The sequence below is a fragment of the Citrobacter sp. MNAZ 1397 genome (genome assembly GCF_023613995.1).
GTDB lineage: Bacteria > Pseudomonadota > Gammaproteobacteria > Enterobacterales > Enterobacteriaceae > Phytobacter > Phytobacter ursingii.
On sequence record NZ_JAKIVH010000001.1, the window covers coordinates 2,130,866 to 2,143,561 of the forward strand.

11 protein-coding genes are annotated in these 12,696 nt (G+C 53.1%); 3 read left to right on the plus strand and 8 right to left on the minus strand.

From position 1 onward, the window contains the following. Positions 1 to 94: 94 nt before the first annotated feature. Both yebF and L2097_RS10010 read right to left on the minus strand, forming a co-directional pair. Positions 95 to 442, minus strand: coding sequence for a protein YebF (gene yebF / locus L2097_RS10005; RefSeq protein ID WP_250352764.1), 348 nt, complete (start codon positions 440 to 442; stop codon positions 95 to 97). A 65-nt stretch (positions 443 to 507) separates the two neighbouring features. Continuing rightward, positions 508 to 849, minus strand: a complete 342-nt coding sequence (locus tag L2097_RS10010) for a YebG family protein (RefSeq protein ID WP_047370893.1) — start codon at positions 847 to 849, stop codon at positions 508 to 510. Between the two features lie 134 nt (positions 850 to 983). Between L2097_RS10010 and purT the strand changes: the two genes are divergently transcribed. Next, entirely contained in the window at positions 984 to 2,162 is a 1,179-nt protein-coding gene (gene purT / locus L2097_RS10015; protein ID WP_250352765.1) for a formate-dependent phosphoribosylglycinamide formyltransferase, read from the plus strand. A 101-nt stretch (positions 2,163 to 2,263) separates the two neighbouring features. Here purT and kdgA read toward each other — a convergent pair whose 3' ends face one another. The 3 genes from kdgA to zwf all read right to left on the minus strand — a co-directional run bounded on the left by kdgA (position 2,264) and on the right by zwf (position 6,461). Then, positions 2,264 to 2,902 carry a bifunctional 4-hydroxy-2-oxoglutarate aldolase/2-dehydro-3-deoxy-phosphogluconate aldolase gene (gene kdgA, locus L2097_RS10020; RefSeq protein ID WP_039078734.1) on the minus strand — a complete coding sequence of 213 codons (639 nt, stop codon included), beginning with the start codon at positions 2,900 to 2,902 and terminating at the stop codon, positions 2,264 to 2,266. 39 nt (positions 2,903 to 2,941) lie between these two features. After that, positions 2,942 to 4,753, minus strand: a complete 1,812-nt coding sequence (gene edd / locus L2097_RS10025; RefSeq protein WP_250352766.1) for a phosphogluconate dehydratase — start codon at positions 4,751 to 4,753, stop codon at positions 2,942 to 2,944. Between the two features lie 232 nt (positions 4,754 to 4,985). After that, positions 4,986 to 6,461, minus strand: coding sequence for a glucose-6-phosphate dehydrogenase (zwf, locus tag L2097_RS10030; RefSeq protein ID WP_047370898.1), 1,476 nt, complete (start codon positions 6,459 to 6,461; stop codon positions 4,986 to 4,988). Between the two features lie 345 nt (positions 6,462 to 6,806). Between zwf and L2097_RS10035 the strand changes: the two genes are divergently transcribed. Then, entirely contained in the window at positions 6,807 to 7,676 is an 870-nt protein-coding gene (locus tag L2097_RS10035) for a MurR/RpiR family transcriptional regulator (protein ID WP_047373323.1), read from the plus strand. A 121-nt stretch (positions 7,677 to 7,797) separates the two neighbouring features. After that, positions 7,798 to 9,240, plus strand: coding sequence for a pyruvate kinase (gene pyk / locus L2097_RS10040; RefSeq protein WP_047370899.1), 1,443 nt, complete (start codon positions 7,798 to 7,800; stop codon positions 9,238 to 9,240). A 39-nt stretch (positions 9,241 to 9,279) separates the two neighbouring features. Here pyk and lpxM read toward each other — a convergent pair whose 3' ends face one another. The 3 genes from lpxM to znuA form a co-directional block, all read right to left on the minus strand. Further along, positions 9,280 to 10,251, minus strand: coding sequence for a lauroyl-Kdo(2)-lipid IV(A) myristoyltransferase (gene lpxM, locus L2097_RS10045; RefSeq protein ID WP_250352767.1), 972 nt, complete (start codon positions 10,249 to 10,251; stop codon positions 9,280 to 9,282). Positions 10,252 to 10,368: 117 nt separating this feature from the next. After that, entirely contained in the window at positions 10,369 to 11,697 is a 1,329-nt protein-coding gene (gene mepM, locus L2097_RS10050) for a murein DD-endopeptidase MepM (RefSeq protein WP_085005954.1), read from the minus strand. A 15-nt stretch (positions 11,698 to 11,712) separates the two neighbouring features. After that, a complete protein-coding gene (gene znuA, locus L2097_RS10055) occupies positions 11,713 to 12,657 on the minus strand; it encodes a zinc ABC transporter substrate-binding protein ZnuA (protein WP_250352768.1) in 945 nt (314 codons plus the stop codon). Positions 12,658 to 12,696 lie beyond the last annotated feature (39 nt).

A 12,696-nucleotide genomic window follows, 5' to 3' on the forward strand; every position in this document is an offset into this window, starting at 1 on the left:
TTCCCCTCACTTAATCGTTTCGTAAACGAGAAGCCTAAGCGAGGGGGTGTCAGGAAATGTCTAAAACAGCAAAAGATGAGAAAAGGTCGTGGTGTTAACGAGGCTGATACTCCGCTTTTCCTGCTTTACAATCGATTTTGACGAGATAATGAATGTCTGTGCTCTTACCACGAACCGTTAAGGGAACATCCCATTGATCGTGCTTACCCCGAATGTCTTTCGGAGTAACCCAGGCAACGGGATCCGCCTGGCCAAGTTTTTTTTGATCGTCAGCCCAGCGTACGATGCGGTTTTGCAAGTAATCACGTTTGACGCTCGCAGCGATCCCCTCTGCATTCATTCCTTCGCAAGAGGGAAATTTAACCGATTTGTCAGTGGAAGCCGATGCGACTACGCTGCCCGCCAGTAATAGTGTACCCAGCAACACTCCTGCTATTTTCATGCTTTTCTCCTGTGCATAGAGCCCAATCAAAGCATGGTACAAATTACAGGCAGCGCAAGCCGGGATCAGGCAGCAGAGCGTTTCGCTTTTGACTTAATATCAACCGCCTCTGATGCTCCCACGTCTGCATCATCCTGAGCCGCTTCTGGTGCGCCCTCCTGGCTATCCGCACCGGGTAACTTACCGGATTTGAGGATATGGCTGAGCACCTCTTTTTGTTCAGCCAGCCAGAGCGCCATTTGATCGCGCTGGTCTTCTTCAAGCGTCACTGGCGCTTCGCCCAGCCAGCCTTCCAGTACCTCGGCCAGGTCGAGCATTTTATCGTAAGCGTCAGCTTCCTTTTTGCTGGCAAAAGACATTTTTTCCTCACCTTCACGAATCACAACATACTTGACTTCAACCGCCATGATGCAGCCCCTTTTAACTGTATTTATATACAGTATTTTACTGCACCCTTCGCCAGAGCGCAAGTCGTAAAAGACAGACGCAAACGTTTTCGTATATACTGCCGCCAGATTTTTTTTATGAAGGTCGACTTGCTATGACTCTATTAGGTACTGCGCTGCGTCCGGCGGCTACTCGCGTAATGTTATTGGGTTCGGGGGAATTAGGCAAAGAAGTGGCGATTGAATGCCAGCGGCTTGGCATTGAAGTCATTGCCGTAGACCGTTATGCCGACGCGCCCGCCATGCATGTGGCCCACCGCTCGCATGTTATCAATATGCTTGATGGTGAGGCGTTAAAAGCACTGGTAGCGCTGGAAAAGCCCGACTTTATCGTGCCGGAAATTGAAGCGATTGCCACCGATACGCTGCTGGAACTGGAAGCCCAGGGTCAGCATGTTGTCCCGTGCGCGCGGGCAACCAAACTGACCATGAATCGCGAAGGTATTCGTCGTCTGGCGGCCGAAGAACTGGCTCTTCCGACGTCAAGCTACCGCTTTGCCGACAGTGAAGAGGCGTTCCGTCAGGCCGTTGATGAGATAGGCCTGCCCTGCATCGTAAAACCCGTAATGAGTTCTTCCGGTAAAGGCCAGAGTTTCATTCGCAGTGCCGATCAGTTGGCGAAAGCCTGGGAATACGCGCAACAGGGTGGTCGTGCGGGTGCCGGTCGCGTTATCGTCGAAGGTGTGGTGAATTTTGATTTCGAAATCACCCTGCTGACCATCAGCGCATCAGATGGCGTACATTTCTGCTCTCCGGTAGGTCATCGTCAGGAAGACGGAGACTATCGCGAATCCTGGCAACCGCAATCTATGACCGACCTGGCGCTGGAGCGTGCGCAGGATGTGGCGCGTAAAGTGGTATTAGCCCTGGGCGGCTATGGCTTATTCGGCGTTGAATTGTTTGTTTGCGGCGATGAGGTGGTCTTTAGCGAAGTCTCTCCGCGCCCGCATGATACCGGGATGGTCACGCTGATTTCGCAGGATGTTTCAGAATTCGCCCTGCACGTTCGCGCCTTCCTCGGTCTGCCCGTTGGGCAAATTCGCCAGTACGGACCGTCTGCCTCTGCGGTGATCCTGCCTGCGCTGAAAAGCCAGAACGTCACGTTTGATAACCTGCAACATGCCGTCGGCGCGGGTCTGCAGGTACGTCTGTTTGGCAAGCCTGAAATTGACGGCACACGCCGTTTAGGCGTGGCGCTGGCAACAGCAGATACCGTTGAAGAGGCGGTTGAGCGCGCAAAAGCGGCAGCGGCGGCGGTGAAGGTTACGGGTTAAGTAATAATGTGGTGACAAAAAAGCCCGGTTGCAGTGACGCTTACCGGGCTTTTCATTTTTATTTTCCAGGCAGCCAGCAATACGCCGCCCAGTGAAACTATTTACTTCGCGCCTTCAACCGCTTCGCGAGCCAGTTTGGTGATGCGGTCATAGTCGCCTGCTTCCAGCGCGTCGGCCGGAACCAGCCAGGAGCCACCGATACACAGCACGCTTTTCAGCGCCAGGTAATCGCGGTAGTTAGCCGGAGAGATACCGCCAGTCGGGCAGAAACGTACCTGAGAGAACGGACCCGCGATAGCCTGCAGCGCTTTGGTGCCGCCGTTCGCTTCTGCCGGGAAGAATTTGAACTCTTTCAGGCCGTAGTCCATACCCAGCATCAGTTCCGAAACCGTGCTGATACCCGGAATCAACGGGATAGTGCCTTCGGTCGCGGCTTTCAGCAGCGGCTCAGTCAGACCCGGGCTTATCGCGAACTGCGCACCCGCTTCAGTGACCTCTTTCAACTGCTGGGGATTAAGTACGGTGCCTGCGCCGATAATGGCATCCGGCACTTCTTTCGCAATCGCGCGAATCGCATCGATGGCACAGGCAGTACGCAGTGTTACTTCAAGAACGCGCACGCCGCCAGCAACCAGTGCTTTCGCCATCGGGACTGCGTGCTCCAGTTTGTTGACAACGATAACCGGCACTACCGGGCCAGTTTTCAGGATTGCTTCTGCACTCGTTTTCCAATTTTTCATCAGAATTATTCTCTCGCCTGAACTAAAAATCTTGTCGTTTTAAAAAGTAATGCAGGTTGCGCCCTGCTCCGCACCGGAAAGTTTTTCTCGCAGTGCGCCAAACAGTTCGCGCCCGGTACCCACGCGAGCAGCGCTCAGGTCAGGAATATGCGGCTGACGTGCAGCAAGCTCATTATCATCGACCAGCAGCGTCAATTCGCCAGTCTGTCCGTTTACACGGATGATGTCGCCATCACGTACTTTCGCCAGCAATCCACCGTCATACGCTTCGGGTGTCACATGAATCGCTGAGGGCACTTTACCTGATGCGCCGGAGAGTCGTCCATCTGTAACCAACGCAATTTTGAAACAGCGGTCCAATAATACACCAAGTGGCGGCATAAGTTTATGTAATTCTGGCATGCCGTTCGCTTTTGGTCCCTGATGACGGACCACCACGACACAATCTTTGTTCAATAAGCCCGCATCAAAAGCCGGCAACACGTCATGCTGGCTCTCAAATACCACGGCCGGCGCTTCAATGACCTGATATTCAACCGGTACGGCAGAGGTTTTCATCACCGCGCGCCCAAGATTGCCGCTGAGCACTTTGGTACCGCCATGGCGAGAGAAAGGCTTTTCAATCGTGGCGATGACATCCGCATCCAGTGACGCTGCGGCCCCTTCACGCCAGTCCAGCTCACCGTTATTAAGCCAGGGTTCCATGGTGTAACGGGAGAGGCCAAAACCGGCTACCGTATTCACATCTTCATGCAGCAAACCGCCTTTGAGCAACTCACGCATCAGCACGGGTACACCGCCCGCCGCCTGGAAGTGGTTAATATCCGCCGGACCGTTCGGATAGAGTCGCGCCAGCAGCGGCACTACGTCCGACAGTTCAGAAAAGTCATCCCAGTTAATAATAATGCCCGCAGCACGCGCCATCGCCACCAGATGCATAGTGTGGTTAGTGGAACCACCTGTTGCCAGTAATGACACGATACCGTTGACCACCACTTTTTCATCGACCATTTTGCCGATCGGCATCCATTCGCTACCGTTACCGGTTAAGCGTGTCACCTGGCGTGCGGCAGCCGAGGTCAGCGCTTCTCGCAGCGGTGCATCCGGATGCACGAAGGAAGAGCCGGGCAGTTGCATGCCCATGAATTCGATAACCATCTGGTTAGTATTGGCCGTACCGTAGAAAGTGCACGTACCCGGCGCGTGGTAAGAAGCGGCTTCGGATTCCAGAAGCGCCATACGATCGACTTTACCTTCTGCATAAAGTTGACGAATGCGTACCTTTTCTTTATTTGCCAGGCCGCTGGCCATGGGACCTGACGGGATAAATACGGCGGGCAAATGACCAAACGAGAACGCAGCCATCGCCAGGCCGGGGACGATTTTGTCGCAGACGCCCAGGAACAACGCCCCGTCAAACATATTATGCGACAGGCCGACTGCCGCTGACATGGCGATCACTTCACGGCTGAGCAGTGAAAGTTCCATCCCGTCCTGACCCTGCGTAACCCCGTCACACATGGCTGGAACGCCGCCTGCCACCTGACCAACCGCATTCACAGAGTGCAACGCCTTGCGAATGATATTCGGATAGGTTTCGTAAGGCTGGTGTGCAGAAAGCATATCGTTGTAGGAGGTGATGATGCCGATATTGTTACGCAGCATACTTTTGAGCGAGGCTTTGTCATCAGGCTGACAGGCGGCAAAACCGTGGGCCAGATTGCCACATGCCAGCGAGGAACGGTGTACGGTTTCACTCTTCGCCTGATTGATGCGTTTTAGATAGGCCGTCCGGCTTTCGCGCGAGCGTTCTGTAATGCGATTTGTTACGCGTAACAATACTGGATTCATAAAGGCTCCTGAAATTTATCTGTCCGGGACAACGGTATACAGGAGGTTTCAGCATTTGAAATTCAGCAAAAAACGCCGTCACACCGCGCCCAAAGGCAAAATCACTGTAGCCAGTGTAATAAAAAAAGCTCCGCTGGTGAATCCAGTCGGAGCTTGAAAGTTGAAATATTGGCCTGATTTCTGAGTTAGATCATGTTACCGGTAAAACTACGTAACATTCGCAACAACCTGATTACTCAAATTCATTCCAGGAGCGGCCATCACGGGTAATCATCGCCACAGAGGCAACCGGTCCCCAGGTCCCGGCCTGATATGGTTTCGGCGAGTCGTTGTCCATCGCCCAGGCTTCGGTGATAGAGTCAACCCACTTCCAGGCTTCTTCTACTTCATCACGGCGCACGAACAGTGCCTGAATGCCACGCATGGTTTCCAGCAGCAGGCGCTCATAGGCATCGGCCAGGTGCGTTTCGTTGAAGGTTTCAGAATAGCTCAGGTCCAGCTTAGTGGTCTGCAGGTTATGTTTGTGATCCAGCCCCGGCACTTTGTTCAGGACCTGGATATCCACACCTTCGTCCGGCTGCAGACGGATGGTGAGCTTGTTCTGCGGCAAATCTTGCCAGGACTCTTTGAACAAGTTGAGTTCAGGCGTTTTGAAATACACCACGACTTCTGAACATTTCGTCGGCAGACGTTTACCGGTACGCAGGTAGAACGGCACGCCCGCCCAGCGCCAGTTATCGATATCCACGCGAATAGAGACGAACGTTTCGGTGTTGCTGGATTTGTTCGCCCCCTCTTCTTCCAGATAGCCCGGAACTTTTTTGCCCTGGGCAAACCCGGTGGTGTACTGCCCACGGACGGTTTTCTCACGCACGTTCGAGCGATCGATACGACGCAGAGATTTCAGTACCTTCACTTTTTCATCACGAATACTGTCCGCAGTCAGATCTGACGGCGGAGACATAGCGATCATGCAAAGGATCTGCAGCAGGTGGTTCTGGATCATGTCGCGCATTTGACCCGCCTGGTCAAAGTATCCCCAGCGACCTTCGATACCCACCTCTTCCGCCACCGTGATTTCCACATGATCAATCGTACGGTTATCCCAGTTATTGACGAACAGGGAGTTGGCAAAGCGCAGCGCCAGCAGATTGAGTACAGTCTCTTTACCCAGATAGTGGTCGATGCGGTAGACCTGGCATTCCTCGAAATACTCGCCAACCTGATCGTTAATTTCACGTGAGGTGGCAAGCGAGGTGCCTAATGGTTTTTCCATCACGACACGGGCAGGTTTCGCATTCAGCTTCGCCTCACCCAGACCTTTGCAGATAGCGCCAAAGGTGCTTGGCGGCATCGCAAAGTAGTTAATAGTGGTGCGATTCTTCTGGTCGAGCATAGCGCCAAGGCGCTTAAACGCTTTGGTGTCATTGACATCCAGGTTGCAGAAATCCAGGCGGCCGCTCAGCGTGTCCCATAAGCTTTCATCGATTTTTTCCTTCATGAAAGTTTCGAGCGCTTCACGCACCACTTTTGTATAGGCTTCTTTATCCCAGTCGGCGCGTCCGACACCCAGGATACGCGTATCCGGATGGATCTGACCCGCTTTTTCCAGTTGATACAGGGAAGGCAGCAATTTCCGGCGTGCGAGATCGCCTTTCGCGCCGAAAATGACCAGGTCACATGCCTGGGCTGTTTGCGTTACCGCCATGTCATTCTCCTCAGTTGGCTATCCTGGTGCTTATGCCAGGTTTTAGTTGTAATTTTATTACACTGCACTGTACTGCTTTTACGTAATTATCGAAACCGCTAACGCTTGTCTACCTGTGCGCTGTAGGGCTCTTCGGCGAAAATCTGCTTTTTCACCGTGAAAATGCTGGATGTTTGCCTGATTCGCAGCGAATAAAATCCGACTGCGATCATGTAATGAAAAAAAACAACAACATTTAACGTTGTCACTTACCTCTCTTTGCGGCAGAAAGGTATATTCTTGCTAAAACGCATCACGATTTCACCTTTCTGTGGAATCGTTTCACTGATGAGCGATTCGTTAAAAATGAATATGCTGGAAAAAATCCAGTCTCAACTGGAACACCTTAGCAAATCCGAGCGCAAAGTGGCGGAAGTGATTCTCGCCTTCCCCGATCAAGCCATTCATTCCAGTATCGCCGCCCTCGCCCAGCAAGCGGGGGTCAGCGAACCCACGGTGAACCGATTTTGCCGCAGTCTCGATACCCGCGGGTTTCCGGATTTTAAATTGCATCTGGCGCAAAGTCTGGCAAACGGCACGCCCTATGTTAATCGCAACGTCGATGAAGATGACAGCGTCGAGGCCTATACCGGCAAAATTTTCGAGTCGGCGATGGCAAGCCTTGACCATGTACGTCAGTCGCTCGATATGGCGGCGGTCAACCGCGCCGTTGATCTGCTGACTCAGGCAAAGAAAATCGCTTTTTTTGGTCTCGGTTCGTCTGCCGCCGTCGCGCACGACGCGATGAACAAATTTTTCCGCTTCAACGTACCCGTTATTTATACCGACGACATCGTGTTGCAACGCATGAGTTGTATGAATTGTAGTGACGATGACGTGGTTGTGCTGATTTCGCATACCGGACGCACCAAAAGTTTGGTTGAACTGGCACAACTGGCACGTGAAAACGACGCCATGGTCATCGCGCTGACGTCGGCAGAGACACCACTTGCCCGGGAAGCGACACTGGCTATTACTCTCGACGTTCCGGAAGATACCGACATTTATATGCCCATGGTGTCACGTCTTGCACAGCTCACGGTTATTGACGTTCTCGCTACCGGCTTCACATTGCGACGTGGCGCAAAATTCAGGGATAACTTGAAGCGTGTCAAAGAAGCACTGAAAGAATCGCGCTTTGATAAGGAGTTCCTCATCCGGAGCGATAAACATTAATAGACCGATAGTAATAACAAAGTTGTAACATCTTACGCTGTTCGGTTAAATTCTCACTTTGGCAATTTAGCTGAATCCATGTTCACGCAACACCTGGTTGTTTTAGACAACGGAGTATTACATGTCCAGAAGGCTTCGCAGAACCAAAATCGTGACCACTTTAGGCCCGGCCACCGATCGCGATAATAACCTTGAGAAAATTATCGCCGCAGGCGCCAACGTGGTACGCATGAACTTCTCACACGGCACACCGGAAGATCATAAATTACGTGCGGATAAAGTGCGTGAAATTGCGGCAAAACTGGGACGTCATGTTGCTATTCTTGGCGATTTACAAGGACCGAAAATTCGCGTGTCCACGTTCAAGGAAGGCAAAGTATTCCTCAATATTGGCGATAAATTCCTGCTCGATGCCAATCTCGGCAAAGGCGAAGGCGACAAAGAAAAAGTCGGTATCGACTATAAAGGCCTGCCTGCTGACGTGGTACCTGGCGACATTCTGCTGCTGGATGATGGCCGCGTGCAGTTGAAAGTACTGGAAGTTCAGGGCATGAAAGTGTTCACCGAAGTCACGGTGGGCGGCCCGCTGTCTAACAATAAAGGCATTAACAAACTGGGCGGCGGTCTCTCGGCAGAGGCGCTGACCGACAAAGACAAAGCAGATATTGTGACCGCTGCGCTGATTGGTGTGGATTACCTGGCCGTCTCCTTCCCGCGCTGCGGCGAAGACCTCAATTATGCCCGCCGTCTGGCGCGCGACGCGGGTTGTGACGCAAAGATTGTCGCCAAAGTAGAACGCGCTGAGGCAGTCTGCAGCCAGGAAGCGATGGATGATGTCATCCTTGCCTCCGATGTGGTGATGGTTGCCCGTGGCGACCTCGGCGTGGAAATTGGTGACCCGGAGCTGGTGGGTATCCAGAAAGCGCTGATTCGTCGTGCGCGTCAGCTTAACCGTGCAGTCATCACCGCCACGCAGATGATGGAATCGATGATCACCAATCCGATGCCAACCCGTGCAGAAGTCATGGATGTGGCAAACGCCGTGCTGGATGGCACCGATGCAGTTATGCTCTCTGCGGAAACCGCTGCGGGTCAGTACCCGGCAGAAACTGTTGCCGCGATGGCGCGTGTTTGCCTGGGCGCCGAGAAGATCCCGAGCATCAACGTGTCAAAACACCGCCTCGATATTCAGTTCGATAATGTGGAAGAAGCGATCGCAATGTCGGCGATGTATGCCGCGAACCACCTGAAAGGGGTAACCGCGATTATCTCTATGACAGAGTCTGGCCGTACCGCGCTAATGACTTCACGTATCAGTTCCGGTCTGCCGATTTTCGCGCTCTCCCGTCATGAGCGCACCCTGAACCTGACCGCACTGTACCGCGGCGTGACACCGGTCTATTTCGACAGCGTAAACGAAGGTGTGGTAGCGGCTAATGACGCGGTAAATCTGCTGCGTGACAAAGGCTATTTGATTTCCGGCGATCTGGTGATCGTTACCCAGGGCGATGTGATGAGTACCGTGGGTACAACTAACACCACACGTATTCTGACCGTGGAATAAATAAACCAGAAAAGCAAAACCCCGCCAGGCGGGGTTTTTTTATTTCTTCGGGAATAACTCTTTGCGCTTGTACGGTTCAATCTCACCCGGCTTGCGCGTTTTCAGCAATTTCAAAATCCAGGTGTACTGCTCTGGCCTCGGTCCGACGAACACTTCAACCTCTTCGTTCATTCGGCGCGCAATAGTGACGTCATCCGCAGTCAACAGATCGTCCATCGGTGGACGTACCTGAACGATCAGCCGATGCGTCGTCGCATCATAAACCGGGAAAAGCGGCACAATGCGCGCACGGCACACCTTCATCAAACGCCCAATCGCCGGTAGCGTCGCTTTATAGGTCGCAAAGAAATCAACAAATTCGCTCTGCTCGGCACCATGATCCTGATCGGGCAGGTAGTAGCCCCAATACCCCTGGCGCACGGACTGAATAAACGGTTTGATACCGTCGTTGCGCGCATGCAGACGTCCGCCAAAGCGGCGGCGCACCGTATTCCAGACATAATCGAATACTTTGTTGCCCTGATTATGGAACATCGCCGCCATTTTCTGCCCCTGCGATGCCATCAGCATTGCCGGGATATCCACCCCCCATCCATGCGGGACCAGAAAAATCACATTTTCATTATTGTCGTGCAGGCTATCGATAATCTCGCGCCCCTGCCACTCAACGCGCGACAGGATCTTCTCTGGCCCACGCATCGCCAGCTCCGCCATCAAAACCATCGCCTGCGGCGCAGTAGCGAACATCTCGTCAATGATCGCTTCACGTTCCGCTTCTGGTTTCTCCGGGAAGCAGTACAACAGGTTGATCTGGGCACGCCGACGCGCACTCTTACCGAATTTACCGGCAAGGCGCCCAAGCGTCCCCAGCAACGGATCGCGTAAAGACGCAGGGAGCAGCGCTACGCCCGCAAACGCGAAAACACCTATCCACGCGCCCCAGTAGCGCGGGTGACGAAAGCCTTCTTCAAATTCGGGAATGTATTCTGAATTGTTTTTCTTCGTTTCCATGCATGTTCCGCAGGCAAGTATTTCAATAAGCAAAGTGAGAATAGTGTAACGAGGTGCGTCAATTCCTACAAAAGAAAAAGCCGGCGCGTGCTGACGCCGGCTTGTACTCTGTAGGCGTTAATCGAATTTCAGTTGCGGAACGATGTCCTTCACTTGTGCCAGGTAATCGCGGCGATCGGTGCCGCTCAGACCTTCGGTTCTTGGTAATTTCGCCGTTAAGGGGTTCACTGCCTGCTGGTTGATCCACACTTCATAATGCAGATGCGGACCAGTTGAACGGCCAGTATTGCCGGAGAGCGCGATGCGATCGCCACGTTTAACTTTCTGCCCTTCTTTGACCAGCAGTTTGCGCAGATGCATATAGCGGGTGGTGTAGGTACGCCCATGACGCACCGCGACATAATACCCCGCCGCGCCGCTGCGTTTGGCAACAACCACTTCGCCGTCACCCACAGAGAGAACCGGTGTCCCCTGCGGCATGGCGAAATCGACACCTTTATGCGGCGCAACGCGGCCCGTTACCGGGTTCAGGCGACGCGGGTTAAAGTTGGAGGAGACGCGGAACTGTTTCGATGTCGGGAAACGCATAAAGCCTTTCGCCAGCCCGGTACCGTTGCGGTCGTAAAATTTACCGTCGTCGGCGCGAATCGCAAAATAATCCTTTCCGTCAGAGCGCAGACGAACGCCCAGCAGCTGGCTCTGTTCCTGTTTCCCTTCCAGCATTTCGCGGGACATCAGTACCGAGAACTCGTCCCCTTTTTTCAGCTTACGGAAATCCATTTGCCACTGCATCGCTTTAATGACCGCACTGATTTCCACATTGGTTAATCCGGCCTCTTTCGCGCTGCTGACAAAACTGCCGCCAACCGTGCCTTTCAGTACCGAGTTGACCCAGTCGCCCTCCTGAATCGCACTGGTCATTTTAAAGCCGCCATCAACGCGGTCATAAGTGCGGGTTTCACGGCGGGAGACTTCCCAGGTCATACGCTGCAGATCGCCGTCTGCGGTCAGCGTCCAGGAGATCTGCTGACCAATTTTCATGTTACGCAGGTCTTTATCCGCCGCCGCGAGCTGGCTGATATCACCCATATCAATGCCGTACTGATTCAGAATGCTGCTCAGCGTATCGCCGGTCGACACGACATATTCGTGCACGCCCTCTTCGCCAGCCGTCTTATCATCGAGTTCATCCTGTGGAATGTCTTCGACTTCGTCGGGCATGGACTGATCAATAGGTTCACTGGCCTCAGGCAGCAGCGAACGAATCTCTTTCTTTTCCAGCTCGATGGTTTTGACGATGGGTGTCGGCGTGGATTCGGGGTGGTAGACATACGGTCGCCAGACGGCAACCGTAAAGGTGAGAACTGTAAGTGACCCCAGCATAACGCGATGGGGTCGGGGCAGATTATTAAATGCCAGGGCGACAGAGCGGGCTATCTGTTGCACGTATCCACTTCCTCGTTAATCTCCTTTCAGGCAGCTCGCATACTGGTTAGATAACTGGGCAAGGAACTGCGAATAGCTCTCTTTGCCAAGCTTGATACTGGTACCGAGTGGATCCAACGTTCCCATTCGAACGGATATCCCTCTGGCAACAGCTTCAACGACCGCTGGCCTGAACTGTGGCTCAGCAAAAACGCAGGCTGCTTTTTGCTCAACCAACTGTGTTCTGATTTGATGTAAACGCTGCGCACCAGGTTGAATTTCAGGGTTGACGGTAAAGTGACCTAACGGAGTCAGCCCGTAATGCCTTTCAAAATAACCGTAGGCATCATGAAATACGAAATAACCTTTACCCTTCACTGGTGCCAGCTCGCTGCCAACCTCTTTGTCGGTTTGTGCCAGACTGGCCTCAAACGCTTGCAGGTTGGCGTCCAGCCGTGCTCGGCTTTGGGGCATAACTTCTACTAATTTATCGTGGATTGCAACCGCCGATAGCCGTGCAATCTCTGGTGAAAGCCACAGATGCATGTTGTAATCACCATGATGGTGATGTTCGTCACTATTTTCGTCGCCGGGATGGTCTGCGTCATGATCGTGCTCGTCATCATCACTGCCCTTAATGAGTAGCGGTTTCACGCCTGGTAGTGCCTGCATGAGCACCTGTTTTGCCGCCGGAATCTGCTGCGCGGACTTGTCCATGAACGCTTCCATGTCCGGACCGACCCAAAAGACTAAGTCCGCGTTCTGCAAGCGTTTTACATCAGACGGGCGCAGGGCATAATCGTGCTCAGAAGCCCCGTCGGGGAGGAGTACTTCCGTTGTAGTGACACCATCCGCAATGGCGGATGCGATGAAGCCCAGAGGCTTGAGCGACGCGACAACAGCAGCGTTTGCGGTGCCGGTTACCCCGCCTGCCAGTGCGGTGAAAAGCGCTGCGCAAAGAAGCGTATTTTTATGTAACATAATGCGACTAATTATCGTAATGAATATGTGGAATGTGAT

Excerpts from the sequence above, each read along its gene's own strand:
- yebF (WP_250352764.1), bottom strand. The coding sequence starts at position 442 with ATGAAAATAGCAGGAGTGTTGCTGGGTACACTATTACTGGCGGGCAGC.
- L2097_RS10010 (WP_047370893.1), bottom strand. The coding sequence starts at position 849 with ATGGCGGTTGAAGTCAAGTATGTTGTGATTCGTGAAGGTGAGGAAAAA.
- purT (WP_250352765.1), top strand. The coding sequence starts at position 984 with ATGACTCTATTAGGTACTGCGCTGCGTCCGGCGGCTACTCGCGTAATG.
- kdgA (WP_039078734.1), bottom strand. The coding sequence starts at position 2,902 with ATGAAAAATTGGAAAACGAGTGCAGAAGCAATCCTGAAAACTGGCCCG.
- edd (WP_250352766.1), bottom strand. The coding sequence starts at position 4,753 with ATGAATCCAGTATTGTTACGCGTAACAAATCGCATTACAGAACGCTCG.
- zwf (WP_047370898.1), bottom strand. The coding sequence starts at position 6,461 with ATGGCGGTAACGCAAACAGCCCAGGCATGTGACCTGGTCATTTTCGGC.
- L2097_RS10035 (WP_047373323.1), top strand. The coding sequence starts at position 6,807 with ATGAATATGCTGGAAAAAATCCAGTCTCAACTGGAACACCTTAGCAAA.
- pyk (WP_047370899.1), top strand. The coding sequence starts at position 7,798 with ATGTCCAGAAGGCTTCGCAGAACCAAAATCGTGACCACTTTAGGCCCG.
- lpxM (WP_250352767.1), bottom strand. The coding sequence starts at position 10,251 with ATGGAAACGAAGAAAAACAATTCAGAATACATTCCCGAATTTGAAGAA.
- znuA (WP_250352768.1), bottom strand. The coding sequence starts at position 12,657 with ATGTTACATAAAAATACGCTTCTTTGCGCAGCGCTTTTCACCGCACTG.